We start from the raw sequence: 22,784 nt of genomic DNA on the forward strand, positions 1-22,784 counted from the left end.
CAGGTCGACCCCCGCGTATCTGGCTTATAATGCGTCACACTGTAAAGAAGTGCCAACTTCTGCCAAGTCTGGCCTAAAGGGGGATGGGGTTTATTTGACTACTTGCTATACTCCCTGCGTTTTCGCGAACTTGGCTTCGCCTATTAAACGCGTTACATTAACTGCATATAAAAAAACGATTAAATATAAAACCTTTCATTAGCACGCCGTTTCTCAATGAGAACTCGGCCGGACCCAATGGAGAATAACAATGAAGATGATCAAAGGCCCCGCGCTGTTCTTGGCGCAATTTGCCGGAGATGAGCCACCGTTTAATTCCCTGGATAGCATAGCCAAATGGGCTGGTAGCCTTGGCTTTAAAGGTATCCAAATGCCCTCGTGGGACAAGCGCTTGTTTGATCTGGAGCGCGCTGCCGACGACCTGGATTACTGCAAAGAGGTAACTGACACTCTCGCCAAATATGGCTTGGAGTTGACCGAGTTATCGACCCACTTGCAGGGTCAATTGGTGGCGGTACATCCCGCCTACGACGAAATGTTCGATATCTTTGCCCCCGAACATTTACACGGCAAACCCGATGAGCGCCAGAAATGGGCCGTCGAGCAAATGTATCTTGCCGCCAAAGCGAGTAAAAACTTCGGCCTAACGGCGCATGCAACCTTCTCTGGTGCCCTGCTGTGGCCGTTTGTTTACCCTTGGCCGCAGCGCCCTCAGGGCCTGGTTGAAACTGGGTTTGCCGAGCTTGCGAAGCGCTGGAAGCCGATTCTGGATGCGTTTGATGAGGCCGGTGTGGATGTGTGCTACGAGCTGCACCCGGGTGAAGACCTGCACGATGGCGTGACCTTTGAGCGCTTCTTGAAAGAAGTGGACAACCATCCGCGCGCTAATATTCTGTACGATCCCAGTCACTTTATTCTGCAGCAGTTGGATTACCTGGCGTTTATCGATCGCTATCACGAGCGCATTAAAATGTTCCACGTTAAAGACGCCGAGTTTAACCCCACGGCCCAGCAGGGCGTGTATGGCGGTTACGAGGGCTGGGTAGAGCGCGCTGGCCGCTTCCGCTCGCTGGGCGACGGTCAGGTGGACTTTAAAGGCATTTTCTCGAAGCTCACTCAGTACGATTATGACGGCTGGGCGGTGATTGAGTGGGAGTGCTGCATGAAGCACCCAGAGGCGGGCGCTGAAGAGGGTTCGCGCTTTGTGTCGGATCACATCATCCGTATTACTGAAAAAGCGTTTGACGATTTTGCCGGCGGCGAAGCGGACGAAGCCAGCAACCGCCGAATTCTTGGCTTGGGAGGCAAATAATGGCAGCACCACGTATTCGTTTAGGCATGGTCGGCGGTGGGCGCGGCGCGTTTATCGGCGGCGTACACCGCATTGCCTCGCGTATTGACGACAAGTACGAGTTAGTCGCAGGTGCGCTTTCCTCTAACCCGGAAAACGCCAAAGCCTCTGCTGAAGATTTACTGATTGCACCGGATCGCTCATACAGCTCTTATGCAGAGATGTTTAAAGCGGAGGCGGCGCGCGAAGATGGTATCGAGGCTGTTGCCATCGTTACCCCGAACCACATGCATTTTCCGGTTGCGAAGGCCGCACTCGAAGCTGGCATTAACGTTATTTGCGACAAGCCTGTCACTCGCACCTTGGAAGAGGCGCTGGAGCTTGAGCAGCTGGTCAATAACTCCGATGCGTTCTTTGCTTTAACTCACAATTACAGTGGTTACCCGCTGGTGCGTTACGCCCGTGAAATGGTGGAACGCGGCGACCTGGGTAATATTCGTATCGTCCAGGTTGAGTATCCGCAAGAGTGGTTGACCGAGCAGCAGGATTCGGACAATAAACAAGCCTCTTGGCGCACCGACCCAGCGCGCTCTGGCGCTGCGGGTTGTCTGGGTGATATTGGTACACACGCATTCCAGTTGGCGCGCTTTATTTCCGGGCAAAAAGTAGCCTCGGTGTGCGCTGATTTAACCGCGTTTGTTCCCGGTCGTCCGGTGGACGATAACGTTCATGTGATGATGCGTTTTGAAGGCGGCGCCAAGGGTATGCTGTGGTCCAGCCAGGTGGCCCCCGGCTGTGAAAATGGCTTGCGAATTCGTCTTTACGGGGACAAAGCGGGCCTCTCCTGGTCGCAGGAGAACCCTAACGAAATGTGGTTTACCCCGCTGGGCGCTCCACAGCAGCGCATTACCCGTCGCGACGACTACTGGGACAGTGAATTTGCTGTGCGCGGTATTCGAATTCCTTTTGGTCACCCCGAGGGTTACTTGGAAGCCTTTGCCACCATCTATAAGGATGTGGCAGATGTTTTACAGGCTAAGCGCGAGGGTAAAACCGTGGATATCGAAAGCTGGATTCCCGGTATCGAAACCGGCGTGGAAGGCTTGAAGTTTATTACGGCAGTACTGGCTTCGTCTGAAGCGGACAGTCGCTGGACTGAACTGTAGCAATTTATTACTAGATGATACGGCCGGGCATTACGCCCGGTTTTCATAACAATAACCATAGGGCTAAAACTATGACCGAAGTCCATCGTTCAAGAATATTCACCGCCAGTTGTGTGGCGCTGATCGTAACTGCCATGACCTTCGCTATTCGCGCGGGTATCTTGACTCATTTAGGGGAAGACTTTCAGCTTAATAACACTCAGCTTGGTTGGATTAACGGGGTGGCCTTTTTAGGTTTCCCGGTAGCGATGATGTTTGGTGGCCTGATTTATAACTTCTTAGGTCCCAAAAAATTATTGGCTATCGCGTTTATTTGTCATGCGCTCGGCTTGGTAATGACCATGACAGCCTCTGGCTTCTGGACGCTCATCTTGTCCAGTTTCTTTATCGGCTTTGCCAATGGTTCTGTTGAGGCGGCGTGTAATCCTCTGATTGCCGAGCTCTATCACGACAAGAAAACGGTGATGCTGAACAAATTCCATGTGTGGTTTCCAGGTGGCATCGTAATCGGGGCATTAACCTCGCTGGTAATGGGCGATGTGTTCGGCTTAGGCTGGCAGTGGCAGATCGGCGTTATGTTGCTTCCTACGGCTATCTACGGTTACCTGGTATTTGTAGAGGCTTTCCCATCGCTGGATCACACCGAAACCTCCACGCTTAACAACGTTAAAGCGCTGGCTTCACCGCTGTTTATTTTCATGATGATCTGCATGACCGTCACCGCTATTTCAGAGTTTGGCCCGCAGCAATGGGTAGAGAAAACCCTGGGTAGCTCGGGCGTTCACCCCATGGTGATTTTGGCCATGGTAACGGGCTTGATGGCTGTGGGCCGTTATTTCGCTGGCCCGGTGGTTGAGGCGCTTAACCCTGCTGGGGTGCTATTGGCCTCTTCGGTGGTAGCAACCATTGGTGTTTACACCATGAGCTTTGCCACCGGCCCTATGATTTATGTGGCGGCCATTTTGTTCGCTTTGGGCGTAATGTATTTCTGGCCCACTATGATTGGTTTTGTCAGCGAGTATTTACCCAAAACCGGTGCGTTAGGTATGTCACTGATCGGCGGTGCGGGTATGTTCTCGGTGAGTATCTGGAACCCGATTATCGGTGGCTGGCTGGACAGTGCCAAAGAAGAGGCTCTGGCAGCAGGTAAAGTGGGCGCCGAGGCTGAGCTGGCCGCAGGTGTAGCGACTTTGGAAAGCATGGCCCTGTTTCCGGCGGCGCTGATTGTTGCGTTTACTTTCTTGTTTATTATTCGCAAAAAGCTGGTACGCGGCGAGATCAAAGCCGAGCCGTTGGCGGATTAAGATCAGCGGCCTCTGATGTTAGTGGTTTGACATTAAAGGCCCGCCAAGAAAACCCAAAAAAGGGTGAGCCGGTCGGTTCACCCTTTTTTGTTGTGCGCGTGTAAGCTTAAATTGGCAGCAGAGTGGTTAACCGAGCCTGCTCGAGTATTCAGCCACAAAAAAGCCCTGCTCATAAAGCAGGGCTTTTCAGTAGTGGTCCGATGTCAGATCGACTTAGCGGGTGCCGTAAACCACCATGGTTTTACCCTTTACATCCACCAAACCCTGTTCTTCCAGGGTTTTAAGTACCCGGCCTACCATCTCACGAGAACAGCCTACAATGCGGCCGATTTCCTGGCGGGTAATTTTAATTTGCATACCGTCCGGGTGGGTCATGGCATCCGGCTCTTTACACAAATCCAGCAGAGTACGTGCAACGCGGCCAGTTACGTCCAAAAAGGCTAAATCGCCCACTTTGCGGGTGGTTTTGCGCAGGCGGCGAGCCATTTGTGAGCTGAGCGCGAAGAGGAACTCCGGGTGCTCGTCGGTAAGCTCCTGAAATTTGGTGTAGCTGATTTCGGCCACTTCACATTCGGACTTGGCGCGTATCCAGGCGCTGCGTGAGTCCTGAGTGTCAAACAGGCCCATTTCGCCGAAAAAGTCGCCGTCGTTCAGGTAGGCAACAATCATTTCTCGGCCTTCATCGTCTTCAATCAGTACGGTTACCGACCCTTTAACGATGTAATAAAGAGAGTCACTTTTGTCCCCTGCGTAAATTAGCGTGCTTTTAGCGGGGTAGCGGCGACGATGGCAGTGGTTTAGAAACTCATCTACGTTATTGATATGCGGTGTTAGTGAGACTGCGACCAAAGTGCGGCTCCTGGCAAAAAGTTATTCAGTGTAAGGCGGCTCATTATGCCGGGATTTGTTGGAAGTGCCAAACACCACCATAACATGACTGACGTCTTTGTGACTTGGTTATTACCGATAGATATAGATCGTTCTTTTTTACTTCCTAATTAAAGAAGAGTTGTGCGCCAGTAAGCCGAAACGGTGCTTTTATGGTAGTCTTTGCGCCGCTTTAAGCAGGTTCATTATTGAGAGGCAAACATGCAAGCAACCGTAAAGTGGGTAGATGGTGCTCAGTTTTTAGGCGAATCCGGTAGTGGTCACAGTGTTGTGATGGACGGCCCGGAAGATCACGGCGGGCGAAATACCGGTGTTCGGCCCATGGAAATGCTGTTGTTGGGGCTGGGTGGTTGTTCTAACTTTGACGTGATCAGCATTTTGAAAAAAACTCGTCAAAAGGTTAGCGACTGCAGGGTAGAAATTACAGCCGAGCGTGCCGATGCGGTGCCTGCCGTTTTTACCAAAATTCATCTTCATTTTGTCGTGAGTGGCGAAGCACTAAAAGAAAAGCAAGTCGCCCGTGCCGTAGAGTTGTCGGCGACTAAATATTGCTCAGCGTCCATTATGTTAGAGGGCGCGGGTGTGGAAATCAGCCACGACTTCGAAATCGTTTCGCAGTAGCGGATATAAAGTAAGTAGGGCTGTCTCTGATTGGCGTGAGACAGCCGGCCGGTGCCATGTCTTATTCAAGGAAAGCTGTGGCCTCTCTGAGCAGATCAATATCTGAACTGCTTGTGACTTAACTAATCTTTGCGTTCTCTAATCCAGCTCTTCTTTATTTCGCGCTACACTCGTGCGCGCCAAAATAAAAACACAAAGAGGAAGAGCCCATGAAAACAATAAACCTGAAAGCCGCCGTGGCTTTTTGCAGCGCATTCGTATTAAGCGCCTGCGGTAGCAGCGGGGGCAGCAGTTCACCTACTTCCCCATCCAGTCCAAGCTCCAGCAGCAGTTCCAGTGTTAGCTCCGCGACCAGTGAGTCAAGCAGCTCAAGCAATGCTGCCGATGCAGCACAAATAAAGCTTAATCAGTTGGGTTTTGCTCCGGCCGCGACCAAGGTTGCCGCCGTTCCTAACGGGGCAGAGGGCAGTTACCAGGTGGTTAATACAGCCGATAACACCGTGGTTTTTACCGGAGATTTGAGCGAAGCAAAGCACTGGGCGCCCGCGAATCAAAGCGTATCGTTAGCAAACTTCAGCGAGTTATCTGAGCCGGGCACTTATCGGTTGCAGGCCGAAGGTGTGGCCGATTCAGGGCCTTTTGTGATTGGCGATGCACCTTATGCGGCACTGAACGCTGCCGCCATCAAAGCCTATTACTACAACCGCGCCAGTACCGAGTTGCTGCCTGAGCACGCGGGCGATTGGGCCCGAGCGGCGGGGCATCCGGATACCCATGTGTTGGTGCACGAGTCTGCTGCAAGTGATGCCAGACCTGCGGGCACGGCTATCAGTGCTCCCAAAGGTTGGTATGACGCTGGCGACTTTGGTAAGTACATTGTGAACTCGGGCATATCCACCTACACCTTGCTCGCGGCCCTTGAGCACTACGGTGATTACTACGCCGGGCAGAATTTAAATATTCCGGAAAGCACAAACGCCATTCCCGATTTGTTGGACGAAGCGATGTGGAATTTGGAGTGGATGCTGGATATGCAAGACCCGCATGACGGTGGCGTGTATCACAAGCTCACCACCAAAAACTTTGCCGGTGCGGTGATGCCCGCCGAGGGCACGGCGCAGCGTTATGTGGTGCAAAAGGGCACTGCCGCCACCTTAAACTTTGCCGCCGTGATGGCAACCGCCAGTCGTGTTGTCGCTGAGCATGAAGACGTTTATTCGGGTTTGGCCGATGAAATGTTGGCCGCCGCTGAGTCGGCGTGGCAGTGGGCCCAGGCCAACAGTAATGTTCCTTATAATCAACCCAGTGATGTCAGTACCGGCGCCTACGGCGATGGCAGCTTTAATGACGAGTTCGCCTGGGCGGCCGCCGAGCTTTATATCACCACCGGTAACGACGAATACTACACCGCACTCAATTTGCCCGCGCAAGGTATCAGCAACCCCGGTTGGTCGAACACCAGCGCGTTAACTTGGATGTCTCTGGCTCATCATCGCGACAATTTAACCCAGGCCGCTGATGTGTCCTTAATTGAATCCGGTATTAAAAACTTTGCAGACACTCTTGTCGAAGAAACCGAGGCATCGGCTTACGGTGTGGCGCTAAGCAACGGCGACATGTATTGGGGCAGTAACGGCGGCGCGTTAAATAAAGCGATGATGCTACTCCAAGGTTATCGTTTAACGGGCAGTGAACATTACATCAATGCAGCACAAGCGCTGTTGGATTACACCCTGGGTCGCAACCCAACAGACTACAGTTATGTGACGGGTTTTGGCGCCAAGCCACCTATGCATATTCACCACCGTCAGTCAGAGGCGGACGGTATTGTTGACCCCGTGCCCGGATTTTTAGTGGGCGGCCCTACGACTAACGCGCAAGATGATTGTGGTGCTGAAAATTATCCGGTGGGCGATGAAGCAAAAGCCCGCGCGTATCTGGATCACTGGTGCAGCTATTCCACGAACGAAGTGACCATCAACTGGAACGCACCTTTGGTGTACGTCAGCGGTGCGTTGGATGCGTATTACGGGGAGTAAGGGAAGCTGCGTCTGACGATTAATGATAATCGCGCAATGCGTAATGCTGAGCGCAGAATGTAAAAAGGGGCGAGCCTAATGGTTCGCCCCTTTTTTATTATGTGCTTATGCTTAATGCGCTAACAATAAAGTTGATACTCACGGAAGTAAAATTAAAACAATTTTGTTCTGCACCGGGTATCAGGCGCTAGGCGTCCGACACCATTTTCCCGCACGCCTGATTCGCCGGCACAGCCACGTCCATCATTTTGGGGTTGGGTAAATCCAGCGAGTTCATTAAGTCCACATACTCTTCCACGTCTTTCACTTGCAGGCGCGGGTTATGAGCGCTTTCTTCGCCAATGGTGCTAACAATCCAGCCTTTGTAGTCGTGGCCTGGGTAAACCCAGGTGTTGGCAGGCAGCTTGAGTAAATTGCTGAACAAGCTCTGGTATTGATCCCGCGCGTTGCCGTTTTGAAAATCCGTGCGACCGGTACCGCGAATTAACAGAGTATCGCCGGTAAACACATAGGTTTCGCCGTCGTGCTCCAGCATAAACGTGTAAGAGTCGTCGGTGTGGCCCGGTGTGTATAGGGTTTTAAGCGTCAGATTACCCACGCTTAAGGTATCGCCATCGCGGTAAGTGCCATTGGCGCAGTCGGCTTTAGACTGCTCGCCCACTCGGGTATCACAGCCGGTTAGCTCCCGCAATTTTCCCAGCGCGGTAATATGGTCGGCGTGGGTGTGGGTGTCGATGGCCAGCACCAATGTCAAATCCAGTTCTTTTAACAGCGTAATATAGCTGTCGGTATTGTCTACCACCGGATCAATCAAAACCGCTTGGCCGTTATCGGCTATTAAATAGGTGTAAGTGCTGGATATTTTGTCGAACAATTGTCTAAAAATCATCTGTATATCCTCACGAAAATAAACTCACAATAGAGATAGCCACCAGCGATACGGCAAATATTTTTTGTTTGCGTACATGGTCAATTTTGCCGTTGATCCACTGGCCTAATACCATGCCGGCAATACCGCCTGCGGCAATGTTTGCCAGTGTGCCGGTATCCACAGTGCCGCCCATTTGCCAGTAACTGATAAAGCCTGCACTACTGATTACCGCAATAATAATCAGCGATGTTGCGACAGCTTGACTCATACCAATACGACTTAAAAACAGTAATAAAGGTACGATTAAAAAACCGCCGCCCACTCCGAATAACCCCGACAAAAGGCCGACGGTTAAACCCCCGATGGCCATGCCCGCTATACAGCGTGGGCGTAGCTGAAACTGCCCGGAGGGGCTTAAACGGCACAGGGGAGCCTGAAGCGAATATACACCGGGGTTGACGCGCACTACGCGAGCGTCTTGAGGCGCTCGGATTGCGCTGACGTACATACGCGCTGCGATGATGATGGCAAGCCCGTTAAACCCAAGCAGCAACCATAGCTCAGGAATTTGTTGTGCGAGCCACTGCCCAAGGGGCGCGCTAATAACACCACCTGCTCCTAAAGCCAGTGCCGGTATCCATAAAATCTGGTGACTTCCCCGGTTGCGCAAACTGCCGTATAAAGCGCTGGTAGCCACAGCAGCGAGCGCCATGCCCGAGGCCTGTTGCATGGGCAGTTGCAGCAGAATAATCAGCAGGGGCACGGCAAAGACCGAGCCGCCCGCACCGGTCAGGCCCAGTACCAGACCGATGACAACGCCAATCGCCGGGGTGATGAAAAGCTCCACATTACCCCCGCTGGTTCCAGCTCATGCGCGCCAGCAACATACCCATGGCGCAGGTGTCGGTCACCCCGGCAAACACCAGGCCCGCGCCTACAAAGCCGGACAGGGCGTAAAACATGGGGTTAAGCAGCGCGCCTAAAATAACGCCTACTAATACCAAGCTGCCGGCGGCAATGCGCACCTGACGCTCCAGCGAAATCACATTGCTGTCGCCTTTTTGCAGCGGGGCATTGTCGTGCTGGCTTAGGGCGTTGACTCCACCGGTGACAATAATCAGCGGCTCGTCCACTTTCCCGGCCAGATTATTCGCCGCCATTTCGGCGCGTTTGCCGCTCTGGCACATCAAATAAATAGGCTTGCCTTGCTGGCCTTTTGCGGCCATTTCAGCCTTTACCCGCTCGGCGGTAATCTCCTGCACCGGAATAAAAATACTGCCGGGTACATGGGCGTTAGCGGTTTCGGCCGGGGTGCGTACATCCACCACACAACAGTCCGGGTGTTGGTTTAAAAACTCTTGCGTGGTTGCGGTTTTGTGGCTCATGGTTATGCTCCCGTTTGATACATTAAGGGCAATAAATACTCTGTAATACTTCAATAATCCGCACCGCGGCATCGCCGTTTAAGCGGTAGTAAATTTTCTGCGAATCGCGCCGGGTGCTGACCAGCTCGGCCTCGCGCAGGGCGGCTAAATGTTGCGACAGGGCCGATTGCGACAAGGGCACCTGCTGGTTTAAATCGCTTACGCTTAGTTCGCCGTTAATCAGGGCGCACAAAATCATCAGGCGCTTTTCATTGGCGAGCATTTTCAAAAAGCCCGCCGCCTGAGTAGCGTTGGCCTGTAATTGTTCGGGTGTCATGGATTGGCTCATGTTTGTCCCTCCGTGTTTTTAATAATATTAGAAATATCTAAAATAGCAATATCTAAATTAGATAAATATAATATAATAATGGAAGTTTTTATCCCGTCTCACGAGTCGGCAGCCAGTTAAGGTACAATGCGCGCAGTTTTTCAGTGGTTGGACGGGTATGCGGGTATTAATCGTTAAATTGAGCTCAATGGGGGACTTGGTGCAGACCTTGCCCGCCGTGACCGATGCCGCCCGCGCCATTCCCGGTATTCGTTTTGACTGGGCCGTGGACGAGGCTTTTGCCGAAGTCCCCACCTGGCACCCATCGGTAGAGAGCACCATCGTCTCGGCGCACCGGCGCTGGAAGCGCAGCCTTAAAACCGCCTGGCGCTCGGGCGAATTAAAAGCTTATTGGCACACGTTGCGCGAGCAAAAGTACGACTTAGTGCTGGACGCGCAAACCAGTTTTAAAAGCGCTACCGTCGCCCGCATGGCTCGCGGTTTACGCGCGGGGCCCGATGCCGATTCGGTACGCGAGAAGGGCGCCCACCTGTTTTACCAACGCCGCTTTAAAGTGGCCCAGGATATTCTGGCGGTAGACCGCTGGCGAGACCTGTTTGCCGCGGGGCTGGAATACGAGCGCCCGCAAACGGCCCCCGAGTTTGGCCTGGCCGAGCGCGATTGGCCCGTGCAGAGCATTACCGACAAGCCTTATATTGTCGCGGTCACCAACGCCAGCTGGCCCACTAAATGTTTACCGGCACAAAGCTGGCAGGCGCTGATCGATTTAGCCGCAAAAAAGGGGCTGGATGTGCTTTTACCCTGGGGCTCGCCCGCCGAGCGCGACGCGGCCGAGCAGATTGCCGCCGGGCGCAACAATGCCAAGGTACTGGAGCGCATGACGCTCACCCAGTTGGCGGGGCTGTTGCACACAAGCCAGGGCGCGGTTTGTAACGATACCGGCCTGGCTCATATTTCGGCCGCACTGGGTAAACCCACGGTGACGGCTTACGGCCCGACCGATCCAAAATTAATTGGCGCCACCGGCCCTCGCTCTACCCATATAGTCGCCCCCGGCTATATTTGTGACGAGTGTGGCAAGCGCCTGTGCCGCCACGAAGACGCCACCGCCACTAACGGCCAGCCGGGCCAGCGTCCGCGCACGCTGGACGTGATAACCGGCGACCAGCTGTGGCACGCAATTAATCAACTTCAGAACTGACTCAAGAGACACTTATGACCGTTCGCACCCGTATCGCCCCGTCGCCCACCGGCGACCCCCACGTAGGCACCGCCTATATCGCCCTGTTTAACCTGGCCTTTGCCCGCCAGCACGGCGGCCAGTTTTTATTGCGCATTGAAGACACGGACCAAACCCGCAGCACCGCCGAATCCGAACAGGCCATTTTAGACAGCCTGCGCTGGTTGGGACTCGAGTGGGACGAAGGGCCAGACGTGGGCGGCGAGCACGGTCCTTACCGCCAGAGCGAGCGGATGAATATTTATAAACAATACGCCGACCAGCTGATCGAAAAGGGCCACGCCTTTTACTGCTTTGCCACCAGCGAAGAGCTGGACGAAATGCGTCGTGAGCAGCAGGCGCGCGGTGAAACCCCCAAATACGACGGCCGTGGTTTAAAACTGACCGACGCCGAAGTACAGGCCAAGCTGGCCGCGGGCGAGCCCTATGTGGTGCGCATGAAAATCCCGGAAGAGGGCGTGTGCGTAGTGGATGACATGCTGCGCGGGAACATTGAAATCGATTGGTCGCAAGTGGATATGCAGGTGCTGCTTAAAGCGGACGGCATGCCCACCTACCACTTGGCGAATGTGGTGGACGACCACCTGATGGGCATCACCCACGTGATTCGCGGCGAAGAGTGGATTAACTCCGCCCCCAAACACCTAAAGCTGTACGAATACTTCGGCTGGGAAGCCCCGGTGCTGTGCCACCTGCCGCTGTTGCGCAACCCGGATAAATCCAAGCTCAGCAAGCGCAAAAATCCCACCAGTATTCTTTACTACCAAAAGGCCGGCTACCTGCCCGAGGCGGTGCTGAACTACCTGGGCCGCATGGGCTGGTCCATGCCCGACGAGCGCGAAAAGTTCACCCTGGCCGAAATGCAAGAGCACTTTGACATCAACCGCGTAAGCCTGGGCGGCCCCATCTTCGATGTGGAAAAGCTCAGCTGGCTGAATGGCTTGTGGATTCGCGAAAACCTGGGCACGGAAGCACTGGCCGATCGCCTTGGCGAGTGGATGCTGAACCGCGACAACCTGTTAAAAGTATTGCCCCACGCGCAGCAGCGCATGGAAACCCTGGGCGATTTTATCCCTCTGGTCGCTTTTTTGGCCTCGGGCCAACTGCCGCTGACCGAGGCGGATTTTGCGGCCAATAAACTGGAGCTGGACGAGCAAAAGCAACTGCTGCAATTTGCCTTGTGGCGCTTGGAGGCCCTGCGCAGCTGGGAGCGCGATGAAATCTTTAACGCCCTTAAAGAGCTGTCCGGTGAAATGGGCATTAAGCTCAAAGACTTTTTGGCCCCCATCTTCGTTGCCATTGCTGGTACTACCGCGTCTTTCTCGGTGATGGATTCTATGACCTTGTTGGGCCCGGATATGAGCCGCACGCGTTTGCGTCAGGCGATTAATGTGTTGGGCGAGCCTGGGAAAAAGCAGCTTAAGAAGTTGGAGAAAGCCTATGCGGGTTTGGGGCAATCTGCCGATTGATGGTTTTTGCCGGGGAGCGTAGCTCTCCGGCTGTTTAGGGCACATGGATGTGCCGGTTTCTTTTCTGGTTTATTTCTCTGTTCCTCTTTAGATTTCCTTTTAATAGTTCTTTGCGTACTTCTCGCCCTCTGGTCGCTCCTGCGCTTCCATGCGCCCGCGACATTAGTGATTCCATTCACGTCATCGCCGGGCGGGCGAGTCACTTTTCTTTGTTTGGGCAAAGAAAACTAACGAAAAGAAAGCCCACCCCGGTTCGCGGCCCTGGCGGGTCCCCTCACTCCAACCGATTTTAGGGGGCCGTATCGACAGGCCTTCCTTGGCCTGGCGCTACTTGCGCAAAAGCGGCCCAGGCCGGCCTCTCTGCCTTCGGCATTCACCTCCTCCTGTTTGCTTACCCCCTAAAATCGGTCTGCGTTCGGCTCGCTCTCAGGGGCCCCTGGGGGTGCCGGGTTCGGATTTCGGAAGGGCACGAGCCTCTGACGGTTCTGAATACCGCTTTTAGGGTGCTTCCCGCCCCCATGACTCCGTGGGTGCCGCTGTTTTTGTTAGTGTAACTAAATCGCGGTTATATGCGCTTCAAATTCATCGTAGTACAATCGCTAAACTGATTCGGTTCTGGGAATATGCCAATGAACAAGAAAATGAGTATGTATGGCGTTCGTCCAGTTGAGCGTCCCAAAATAAAGGCGACCAAAAAGCTCGACCTCTCCGGGGTTGCGGGACAGCAGATCGTTAAATCTGAAACCAAGCTTGCCTTGCGAACTCATCGCAAGACCTTTGAGAAGCTGGCTGACATGTAATGGATATTATCTGCTTTCCTTTTGAGCGCGTAGTCGAAATTAATGCCTTTATATTGGAGACTGAGCCCGGAATGAAAGGGGCTGTTGATTTAGCCAAGCTTCAAGGGGCGCTTGGTAGAGTAGATAATGCTATTGTCTATCAAGGGCTGGATGATGTGTTTGAGATTGCGGCTAAATACACAGCCAGTATTGCATTTGCACATTCGCTGCCCGACGCGAACAAACGCACTGGCTTGATTGTTGCCCTTGAATACTTGTCGTTAAACGACTTTGAGTTGACGGATGACAATGATCTGTTAGCTGACGCGGTGAGAGATTTGGTGGTTGGGGATATAACTGAGCTGGATTTTGCTGATGTCTTGTATGCCCAGTATGCTCAAGGGGATGCTCCAACTGATTGATATTTAAAGGTTAATTTAAATTTTTCCACGCCCTCCGGTATTCACGTTATCCTTTTTTCTTACCCCTAAAGTCGGTTCGCGTTCGGCTCGCTCTCAGGGGCCCCTTGGGGTGCCTTATTCGGATCTGGGGGTGCTCTATCAGTGTTTGGCGGAATATTGGTCAGATTGCATAGGGGGTTGTCTGTAGGGCGAAAATCTATAATTTTCTTTATAGGAAGTGTTGACAGATTTCCGGTTCGAGCCTCATATGCGCACCTTTTTCGGGGGCTTAGCTCAGCTGGGAGAGCGCAACACTGGCAGTGTTGAGGTCAGTGGGTCACAAAATGGCAGGATAGCCATTTTGCACAGCGGAGCTGCCCGTATAGGGCGAGGGCCATGGATGGCCCGAGTGCATCCCGCTTGGCGGGGGTTCTTTCAGTGCCGAGCGGCTATTGAAGTCCCGAATGCTTCCGTTAAAGGCTTTTCTGAGTTTGCTCCGGCGCTTCTAAAGGCGCTCTTTATCCACGGTTTAGCGTAATTCCCGCCCTCTGTCGCCGGGCGGGCGAAGTACTTTTCTGCTTGTCCAGAAAAGTACTCAAAAGAGGACACCCCGGTTCGCGGCCCTGCGGGTGCCCTCACTCCAACCGATTTTAGGGGGCCGTATCGACAGGCCTTCCGTGGCCTGGCGATACTTGCGCAAACGTCCTGTTTGCTTACCCCCTAAAATCGGTCTGCGTTCGGCTCGCTCTCAGGGGCCCCCTAGGGTGCCGGATTCGGATTTGAGGGTTAGAAAGCAGACAAAAATACGCATCTTCTGGTTTGTTGTTGGAAAATTCGTCACTTCGTGCAATCACTGGTCAGGCTGGCTAACTCGCTGAAATTTATTGGCAAAAAGTGTTGACAGGTCCCCGTCTCATGCCTATTATGCGCACCTCTTTTGGGGCCTTAGCTCAGCTGGGAGAGCGCAACACTGGCAGTGTTGAGGTCAGCGGTTCGATCCCGCTAGGCTCCACCAAAAAACGTTGTTAAATCAACGACTTAAAAGCCCGCTTAATCGCGGGTTTTTTTGTGTCTGAAATTTAAGTCCATATTAAGTCCAAATATACTGCATATGTGACATCAGCCAGCAGACTTATTACTATGTGCGGTAAAGGGTATAGGGATAAGGAGCGTTCATGGCGATATTTGATCAGTCTTTCAATTTTTCAAACTTGAGAAAAGAAAAGCTAGTTGGTGAGAGGGATGGTGGGCGTCTAGTAGATATAATTGAGGACGCTCAGGCGCAGATAAGTAATGGCTTTTCGGCCCCACTTTTGACGGCACATGTGGCCAATGGTAAGCCTGTATACTCTGTTAATTCTTTTGCTGCTCTACTGGTTATTCGAAAACTAACGCGAAACTTCAGAACGTTGTCCTCCGTAAAGCAGTCGAGCAGAGATTCAATTGTATTGAATTTAATACTTTTGCTGGAGGAGTCGGTCAAGTTTCGCGTTTATAGACTTGATGTGAAGAGCTTTTACGAAAGTATTGATAGATTGAAAATATTATTGAGTGCTGAACAAGACCTAGGTATTTCTCGAGCCTCGGTAGCCATTCTTAGGAATTTCTTTAATAGTCTGGAACAGTTAGGTTTGGCGGGGCTTCCGCGGGGAGTCACCTTAAGTGCAACCTTAGCAGAAAGGTTAATGCGAGACTTCGACTCTCTTATCTCTAGGGATCCCAAGATTTACTTTTATTCACGGTATGTTGACGACATAGTTATTGTAACTAGTGGATTTGAGCCTTCATCGTATCTTGAAAAATTTCAAAAAATGCTCCCTCCCGGGCTGCTTTTGAATAGAGAAAAAAGTAAATACTATGATGCTTTCCTGAAGGATAACGGAATAAAAAATGGAGATGAAGAGCTAGATTTTTCGTTTTTAGGTTATCATTTTAGAGTCTTTAGGATGAAATCAAATGAAAAATTTAGGAAGGTCGAAGTGGGTATCTCTCCAGAGAAAATCAATAAGATTAAGAGGAAGTGTTCTTTGGCTATGTACTCATTTTCGAAAAAGGGAGATTTTTCACTTCTTCGAGATCGAATTAAGCTTTTAACTAGTAATTATGTTGTTAGAGACTTGAATACGGGTGAAAAAATATTCACGGGAATTTTTTATAACTATAAGCTAGTGAATAAAACTGATCAGTTAAAAGATTTGGATGGGTTTTTGTGGGGAGCCATTAAGGGGCAACGAACGAGGCTTTCGAAACTTCTTCGGAGAAAGCTCAGTAAGAGACAGGTTGAGGAGCTTTTGTCGTTTTCTTTTGCTAGAGGATTTGAGGGACGCATAATGTACAGCTTCACACCACATCGACTAGGTGTCATTAATGGGGTGTGGAAGAATGTGTAGTGCTAAGAGGTTGGAGTTTATAAACAATTCTGAAAAGGCCTTAATTTCGGATACTTTTCCTGAGGATGTTCCGATTATTTTTACTAACAATGGGTTTTATAAAAATGTTCGAAGAGTTGTTTCGGGGGAGGGGGAGTTCTATTTTCCAGTTGTCAATAGTCTTTTGTTGGAAGATGAAAAGCATGCGTGGACTATACCGTTTGAATATAGAATAAATAAATTGGGTGGGGGGGTAAGAAATATCGCACTAGTTCATCCTGCCTCACAGTGCTCTTATGCAAAGTTTTTAGGGAAGTACTCTTCTTTAATTTGCTATTTTTGTTCGCAAAGCCCTTTTTCTATTAGGCGGCCTTTGTCATTGCATTCAGGAAATGAGAGTCGTACTTTAAAGGATGAGCTTGAGATTTATAGGTCGTCAGGACTGACGTCTTTGTTTTATGATGATTTTAGATATTCAGTTCCTTATTTCTCGTACGGTAAAAAGTATAAGAGAATATTTAAATTTATTGATTCCGAAGAGTTTCTATCTCTTGAAGAGAAGTTTGATTCTATTGTTCGAGTCGATGTTTCGAAATTTTTCGATAGTATATATACGCACACTATCTCATGGTCGACTAAAGAAAGAGATTATGCCAAAAAACATGTAAGTAGGATGTCATCATACTTTGGTAGTGAGTTTGATAAGCTAATTGCATTTTCAAATTATGGTGAAACTAATGGAATTCCAATAGGATCTGAGGTTTCAAGAATTTTTGCTGAAGTTATGATGCAGGGCGTCGATGTAAATATCGTCAATAAGTTGAATGAAAAGAAGCTTCGGCATAGGCGTCACTACGACATAAAAAGATACGTTGATGACTATTTTATTTTCTCGAATTCAGTGGATGTAGATGCAGTTAAAAAAGTTGTTATTGATGAGCTTTATAAGTATAAGCTTAATGTAAATAGTGATAAAACATCTTCACAGTCCAGGCCTTTTTTTAGTAGTCAATCTTCGGTTCATTTGTCAACAAAAGAGATTATTGATAGATTTTTTGATGACTTGTTGGTTCGCCAGTACGTTGTTGGCTATGTTGAGGGTGAAGTTTCTTTTCCTAAGACTAATTTATCTAATTCAATTGATAAAGTTTGTGTAAGAAATATTAATTTGTTTAAGAAAGTTTGTTCTGATCACGATGTTAGTTTGGGGGTTGTTACAAAGCAAATATTAGGCGCTATTTCAAAACAAATTGGAGCTTTGATAGAGGGAAGGTCTAGTTCTGATAAAAATAGTGGGTACGACTACAGGAATGTTTTTTTGGTGCTTTTAAGGGTTGCATTTTATTTTTATTCTATTTTTCCTGAGGTTTCCAGTTCTAACAGTCTGTCAAATATTGTGGTTCTTTCAATTCGATTTTTTGATAAACATTTTAAAGATCAAAAAGAGTCTATTTGTCTTATGGTGTATAGAAAGAGCTACTCTTTCTTGCGAGATGGGTGCACTATTGATCAGAAATATGTTGATAGTCATGTGTCGCTTGAAAAAATAAATGTTTTTTTGGCAATGGCGGAGTTAGGGGATGATTACGTTTTACCTGCTGAGTTTGTAAGGAAAGTGTTTGGCGAAAAAAAGGGGTACTTTGAGATTATTTCTCTGCTGTACTATTGTCGAGAGTTTCCACAATACAAAGAAATTGTAAATGACTGTCAGCAGAGGGTGGATGAAATGCTGATTGATGCATCACTAATAAAAAAAGAGTCTAGATTGGCCCATTTGTTTCTTGATGTAATTTGCTGCCCTTACTTAAGTAAGGAGTTTAGGATTTCACTAATATCTCGTTATAGAAGTGCATTTACGTTGCCTACCTTAAAGTCAAATAAAGATAAGCTTGAGGAGTTAAATCTATTTTCATCTCAGTACTGGTTTGTGAATTGGGGTGATGAAGGGCAGGATATACTGAGCGTGTTGGCAGCAAAAAGGTTGCGTGGTGGTTATGGTTCGTAATACTATTCTTTCGTGGCTGACTAGGAAACCTTCACTTAGAGGCTTTTATAGCTTTGAGTGCCTTCCCGTTTTATGCTTGAGCTGAATATGAAGGGACAGTAATTACTTTAGTCTTGAATTGTTTAGTGAGTGCTTAATCCGGTGAGCACTTCGGTGCACACACATTGTTCTTCTAGTCAGTCACCCTTATTCGTACACTTATTGACAGAACTCCAAGGGAGGAGCATTCGCCCCTCCTGAAGACAAAAACAGCGCGTTCGCGCTATTGCTGAAAGTTTCCTTTCTTTTGATTTCCCATGTTCTGGGGCGGAGGTGCCATGGGGTCGGGCCTTACATTTTACATCAAAGTGCAAAATGTAAGGCTTGCCCCGATGTTGAACAAAAAGGTGACAGATTTATTTTTAAGGGAGTAACTTGTCGCGGGCCAGTTAGAAAAATATATCTGCCATCATTTCCTCCGATTACCTTAATTTCCGCCATTTCTATATTGGCTTGGCGTTTTTCCTACGCGCTTTTTAAATATAGCGTTAAATGTGGATTTGCTGCTAAACCCCGAGTCGTTGAGTACTTCCAGTATTGTTAAGTGTTGTTTGTCTGGATCGGTGAGTAGCTGTTTGGCTTTTTCGATTCGGTGGCTATTGATAAATTCAAAAAAGTTTTGCCCGTAGTGGTGATTTAGTATGCGCGACAGGGTGCGCTCGGGTAGTGATAGGTTGTGTGCCAAGCTTTCCAGAGAAACATCGGGTGATAGGTAAGGGCGCTCGTTTGCCATATAGTCTGCCACACGTTGGACGTGTTCCGGTTTAAACCCTGGCTGGTCATCGGTAGAGGGCTCGTCGTGGAGGCCGCTGTACATGTGGGTGTAGCGAACACTGATAAACACCAGTGAGGTGACAAACAAAAATGCAAAGTAGTGGCTGGCAATGCCCAGGGCATTGGACACCGGGGCTGATAATCGGGTGCCTATTAAATGAACGCTAAGTTTCCAGAGGGCGATGGTCATAAACCCCAGTACAATCCATATTAGCCAGCGCCTTTGGCGCACTTCTAAGTTGGCGTAGCGATCTAAAAGCTGTCGCCGATAGCGGGATAGTACCCATAGGCTAGCGGCGCCGTAGGCGAGTACGCTGATATGCCAGCCGGTGACAAAACGAGTCATTAACGGCGTCCACATAAACTCCAGGTTCATCATTAATGCAACTTGCTCGGTACGGGGCAAGGCATAGTAATTTGCGATCAGTAGCGTGCCTGCGACCAGGGCGGGTACTAGGTGTAAAAGGTGATACGGACGAAACCTGAAAGAGCGATAAAGTACTGAGGTCACATAGCCCAGCAACAGCGGCCCCTGCAGCCAATAGCTGAAGCTGCCCAAAAATAAGCCACTTGGGTAATAGTCGAGCAGGGCCAGGCGTAATGGGGCGGACCAAATTAAGAGTGTATCCAGCACCTGTACTGCGCTTACGACCAGCATAGCGGCCAGTAAATAGGCGCTTTTTTCTCCTTTTGGCCGGGTTACCAGTAACAGACTGGCCAATAGCAGGTATTGAGCTGTTGCCAGTAGTAATACCAAATCATGAATATTGAAGAGTAAAGAGTCGTGAGACAGTGGTTTCAAGGCATTTTTCTCGTTATTAGCGGCTATGCAGGCGTCCGAAAACACGAAAACAGAAGTTCGGACGGGCCAAGCTTCTGTTTGGGCGGTCTTTAGGACGACCTGGCTGGGCGGTTTTTATAGTCTGCCCATGCGAGCTCTAGTCTCGTATGCGTTTAATAAGATTATTTAAATAATAATGAGAGGTCAAACCATGTTACCCAAAAGAAATTTCAGTAGAACCGCCCGCACGCTGGCACTGTTGGCAACGCTATGCACCGCAACACCCAGTCTGGCACAGAGTTACTTTAAAGACGATTTTAGCTGGGGTTATAACTCCGGCATTTGGAATGCCCGCAGCGGTAATAACGGCAGCCCATTTGGCTGTGACTTTCAGCCGAGCATGATAACTCCTAGCTCTCATGGCATTACTTTAGGGGTTAACTCTGGCCAATGCGCTGAGCTGCGCACTAAAAGCCTATTGCCCTATGGCCGTATTCAAGGCGCACTTAAAACCGGCAATGCCCCCGGCACCGTGTCGTCAATTTTTACATACACCTCATGGTATGACGTCCCGGGGCGTCCCTGGCAGGAGATCGATATCGAGTTTTTGCCAACCTTGGGCAATGTGGTCCACACCAATATTATCTATCAGCCTCAAGGTGGCACCTATGAAAGCTGGGAACAAGACATCGACTTAGGCCAGTTTGGCCTTAATATTACGCAAGATTTGGTGAATATCGGTTTCAACTGGCAAAGCGGGAGAATTGACTGGTTTGTGTACGATGCCTGGGGTAACTACCAAACTATTCGCACGGTATACCGTGACAATGGCGATGGCTACATTGCCAGCAACGAGATTCCGCAATACGCTTGGCCTTCAGACCCTACGCGTTTAATGATAAACCACTGGCACGGCGATAATTCTCAGCAGGCGCTCTACTTTCCTGGGGAATACTTTTGGCAAAACACCTGGGCATACTACGATTACATTGAGTACGCGCCGCATTAAGTGTTAAATCTCTGGCAATAATTTTCACGTAAAATGGGGCAGCAGTTTTGCCGCCCCAGATGTATCTTAAGGAACCCCATGCTTACTTTTAATCTTCCTTTGCCGCGATTTTTACTTATCGGCGTTACTTCCGTAATGACTGCCTGTGGCAGTAGCGGTACCAGCAGTACTATGCCGGTTAGCTCTTCTTCATCATCGTCATCAAGTATTGCGTCAAGCTCTTTAAGCGAGTCTTCCAGTGTTTCAAGCTCCTCCTCATCCGATGTGTCGAGCAGCGTTTCCGGTAACCTTGATGCATGCCCGCAAAACGACATACCGCCTACGCAAACGCGTATAGAAGCCGAGTGTGCATCGGGCCATACCGTAAGTGGTGACAGTTTATCGGCAGGGGCGGCGCTAGAAATCAACGGCGAATCTTTAAGTTATATTTTGAATGTTAAAACTTCCGGGCTTTTTAGGCTCAGTTATCGGGTGCAGGGAGGGGAGCAGTTTGCGCGGTGGTCCGCGAATATCGATGGCGAGGCTTTGCCTCTTGAGCCGGTAGAATTGGCCGCTGCCTCCGCTCAGCCTTGGCAAACGCTAACCAGTGAAAGCTTTTACCTGAGCGATGGCATACAAACTCTTGAGCTGCAATTTGAACAGCCACCTATGGCACTGGATTTTCTAGAGTTGCAATACGATGAGCCCGCCAGCGTTAGTGCTCATGTGGCGGTGAGTAATATGGGTGTTGGCATCAATATGGGTAACACCTTGGATGCTCCTTACGAGGGCGAATGGGCACTAAAGGCCGAAAGAGTCTACTTTGAAGCCTATAAAAACGCTGGGTTTAATCATGTACGTATACCTGCTACCTGGGATAATCACACAGCCAGTTCGCCTCCCTATCAAATTAATGCTGAACGTATGGCGCGTACCGAGCAGGTTGTAGACTGGGCGTTAGCGCAAGGCTTTGAGGTTATCCTGAATGCTCACCACGAGCACTGGTTGGATTCTGGCGATGGTTATAAAAGTGCGGAAAACCGAGCTCGTTTTGATGCGATATGGCGCCAAATAGCAGAGCACTTTGCCAATAAGTCCCCGCGTTTGATCTTCGAAATACTTAATGAACCTGTCGAGATGAGCCCCGCTGAGGTGAACGATTTGAACCCGCGTATTCTCGATATTATTCGCCAAAGTAATCCGAACCGGCTCGTGATTGTTGCCGGCAGTGGTTATACGCCGGTAAGTAGTCTTACCGAGATTGAACTGCCTGACGATGAGTTCCTGATTGGCAACTTCCACTCTTATGATCCCTGGCCATTTGCTGGGCAGTGTACGCGCTCTTGGGGTAGTGATGCGGACAAAAATGCATTGGCAGAAATTTACCAAGCCGCAAGTGCATGGGCTACCTCGACCGGTGTGCCAGTCATGGTAAACGAGTTTGGTGTTGCACATTATGATTTTACGGCGCCCGAAAACGTATGTAACCAAGAGGACCGCCTCGCGTATTTACGCGAACACGTTAATCTTGCCGTCAGCAACGGAATAGCGGCTACTGTTTGGGATGACGGTGGTTCATTCGAAGTTTACAAACGGGAAGAAAATACTTGGCACCCGGCTAAAGACGTGCTCGTAAGTCCTGTTCCCTAGCAGGCGGTAACTATAGCAAGTGGTGAATATAGCAGGCCGCAATTATTGGGGAAGCCTTTAAAGTTCTGCAAGGAGACAGAGCTTTAAAGGCTTAGTATTCTCTGAACAATAACAACTGAAAAGTTAACCCTGCATTCTTTACTGGCCAGGTGCTCATCATAGGTGCAGGAAACGTGACTATTGTGTCAGGCTTTACATTTCACATTTTGCCTGGGGTAAGCGGGGCCAGATAAATCTTAAGGCGTATTTAGTAACAAGTTACAGTAATTTTTTTAGGCTGCGCTATCTCCGGTCCGGTCAAAAAGCAATCAAGCGCAGAGCCAACTCGGCCCGGACGCAATCATAACAAGTTTGACTCTTTAAACTTCGTCCTTACCTTGACAAAACCTCGCTAAA

General features: G+C 49.9%; 19 protein-coding genes and 1 tRNA gene. 14 read left to right on the forward strand and 6 right to left on the reverse strand.

All coding sequences use genetic code 11. The features are described from left to right. The first annotated feature begins 250 nt into the window (after positions 1-250). The 3 genes from D568_RS0108370 to D568_RS0108380 all read left to right on the forward strand — a co-directional run bounded on the left by D568_RS0108370 (position 251) and on the right by D568_RS0108380 (position 3,761). The gene (locus tag D568_RS0108370) at positions 251-1,312 is read left to right on the forward strand and encodes a sugar phosphate isomerase/epimerase family protein (RefSeq protein ID WP_020209144.1); all 1,062 of its coding nucleotides are present in this window, start codon (positions 251-253) and stop codon (positions 1,310-1,312) included. Further along, positions 1,312-2,457, forward strand: a complete 1,146-nt coding sequence (locus D568_RS0108375; RefSeq protein WP_020209145.1) for a Gfo/Idh/MocA family protein — start codon at positions 1,312-1,314, stop codon at positions 2,455-2,457. Before D568_RS0108370 ends, D568_RS0108375 begins: the two co-directional genes overlap by 1 nt. A 71-nt stretch (positions 2,458-2,528) precedes the next feature. Further along, the gene (locus D568_RS0108380; protein WP_020209146.1) at positions 2,529-3,761 is read left to right on the forward strand and encodes an MFS transporter; all 1,233 of its coding nucleotides are present in this window, start codon (positions 2,529-2,531) and stop codon (positions 3,759-3,761) included. Between the two features lie 213 nt (positions 3,762-3,974). Here D568_RS0108380 and crp read toward each other — a convergent pair whose 3' ends face one another. After that, entirely contained in the window at positions 3,975-4,610 is a 636-nt protein-coding gene (gene crp / locus D568_RS0108385; RefSeq protein ID WP_020209147.1) for a cAMP-activated global transcriptional regulator CRP, read from the reverse strand. Between the two features lie 240 nt (positions 4,611-4,850). Between crp and D568_RS0108390 the strand changes: the two genes are divergently transcribed. Next, positions 4,851-5,270, forward strand: coding sequence for an OsmC family protein (locus tag D568_RS0108390; protein WP_020209148.1), 420 nt, complete (start codon positions 4,851-4,853; stop codon positions 5,268-5,270). A 209-nt stretch (positions 5,271-5,479) separates the two neighbouring features. Further along, the gene (locus D568_RS0108395; protein ID WP_020209149.1) at positions 5,480-7,309 is read left to right on the forward strand and encodes a glycoside hydrolase family 9 protein; all 1,830 of its coding nucleotides are present in this window, start codon (positions 5,480-5,482) and stop codon (positions 7,307-7,309) included. Between the two features lie 187 nt (positions 7,310-7,496). Here the strand turns inward: D568_RS0108395 and D568_RS0108400 are convergent, their stop codons facing one another. Genes D568_RS0108400 through D568_RS0108415 form a run of 4 tightly spaced genes read right to left on the reverse strand, consistent with a single transcriptional unit; the run spans position 7,497 to position 9,893 of the window. Beyond that, the gene (locus D568_RS0108400; RefSeq protein ID WP_020209150.1) at positions 7,497-8,198 is read right to left on the reverse strand and encodes an MBL fold metallo-hydrolase; all 702 of its coding nucleotides are present in this window, start codon (positions 8,196-8,198) and stop codon (positions 7,497-7,499) included. A gap of 10 nt (positions 8,199-8,208) precedes the next feature. Next, positions 8,209-9,027: a sulfite exporter TauE/SafE family protein gene (locus D568_RS0108405; protein ID WP_020209151.1), complete on the reverse strand. Its 819-nt coding sequence runs from the start codon at positions 9,025-9,027 to the stop codon at positions 8,209-8,211. A 1-nt stretch (position 9,028) separates the two neighbouring features. Further along, entirely contained in the window at positions 9,029-9,565 is a 537-nt protein-coding gene (locus D568_RS0108410; protein ID WP_020209152.1) for a rhodanese-like domain-containing protein, read from the reverse strand. A gap of 22 nt (positions 9,566-9,587) precedes the next feature. Further along, positions 9,588-9,893 (reverse strand): ArsR/SmtB family transcription factor, encoded by a 306-nt coding sequence (locus D568_RS0108415; protein WP_020209153.1) that lies wholly within the window; start codon positions 9,891-9,893, stop codon positions 9,588-9,590. 157 nt (positions 9,894-10,050) lie between these two features. On the opposite strand from D568_RS0108415, the gene waaC reads away from it, so the two are divergent. The 7 genes from waaC to drt3b all read left to right on the forward strand — a co-directional run bounded on the left by waaC (position 10,051) and on the right by drt3b (position 18,156). Then, positions 10,051-11,094 (forward strand): lipopolysaccharide heptosyltransferase I, encoded by a 1,044-nt coding sequence (gene waaC, locus D568_RS19760; RefSeq protein WP_040516393.1) that lies wholly within the window; start codon positions 10,051-10,053, stop codon positions 11,092-11,094. A gap of 14 nt (positions 11,095-11,108) precedes the next feature. Continuing rightward, positions 11,109-12,602: a glutamate--tRNA ligase gene (gltX, locus tag D568_RS0108425; RefSeq protein WP_020209154.1), complete on the forward strand. Its 1,494-nt coding sequence runs from the start codon at positions 11,109-11,111 to the stop codon at positions 12,600-12,602. A gap of 629 nt (positions 12,603-13,231) precedes the next feature. Next, complete coding sequence (locus D568_RS0108430; protein WP_020209155.1) at positions 13,232-13,402, forward strand: hypothetical protein; 171 nt, start codon at positions 13,232-13,234, stop codon at positions 13,400-13,402. Further along, positions 13,402-13,803 (forward strand): type II toxin-antitoxin system death-on-curing family toxin, encoded by a 402-nt coding sequence (locus D568_RS0108435; protein ID WP_020209156.1) that lies wholly within the window; start codon positions 13,402-13,404, stop codon positions 13,801-13,803. Before D568_RS0108430 ends, D568_RS0108435 begins: the two co-directional genes overlap by 1 nt. A 918-nt stretch (positions 13,804-14,721) precedes the next feature. Then, positions 14,722-14,797 (forward strand) — tRNA-Ala (locus D568_RS0108445). A 160-nt stretch (positions 14,798-14,957) separates the two neighbouring features. Further along, positions 14,958-16,172, forward strand: coding sequence for an antiviral reverse transcriptase Drt3a (drt3a, locus tag D568_RS0108450; RefSeq protein WP_020209158.1), 1,215 nt, complete (start codon positions 14,958-14,960; stop codon positions 16,170-16,172). Continuing rightward, positions 16,165-18,156: an antiviral reverse transcriptase Drt3b gene (drt3b, locus tag D568_RS0108455; RefSeq protein WP_020209159.1), complete on the forward strand. Its 1,992-nt coding sequence runs from the start codon at positions 16,165-16,167 to the stop codon at positions 18,154-18,156. The genes drt3a and drt3b overlap by 8 nt, the downstream gene beginning before the upstream one ends. Positions 18,157-18,622: 466 nt before the next feature. On the opposite strand, the gene D568_RS0108460 is transcribed toward drt3b, so the two are convergent. Beyond that, positions 18,623-19,771, reverse strand: a complete 1,149-nt coding sequence (locus D568_RS0108460; protein WP_157497764.1) for a helix-turn-helix transcriptional regulator — start codon at positions 19,769-19,771, stop codon at positions 18,623-18,625. Between the two features lie 190 nt (positions 19,772-19,961). Here D568_RS0108460 and D568_RS0108465 point away from each other — a divergent pair, with 190 nt between their 5' ends. Then, on the forward strand, positions 19,962-20,759 hold the full coding sequence (locus D568_RS0108465; RefSeq protein WP_020209161.1) for a family 16 glycosylhydrolase: 798 nt from the start codon (positions 19,962-19,964) through the stop codon (positions 20,757-20,759). Positions 20,760-20,837: 78 nt separating this feature from the next. Next, positions 20,838-22,388, forward strand: a complete 1,551-nt coding sequence (locus D568_RS0108475; protein WP_169334795.1) for a cellulase family glycosylhydrolase — start codon at positions 20,838-20,840, stop codon at positions 22,386-22,388. The last annotated feature ends 396 nt before the right edge of the window (positions 22,389-22,784 follow it).

The sequence above is a fragment of the Gilvimarinus chinensis DSM 19667 genome, from assembly GCF_000377745.1.
Lineage (GTDB): Bacteria > Pseudomonadota > Gammaproteobacteria > Pseudomonadales > Cellvibrionaceae > Gilvimarinus > Gilvimarinus chinensis.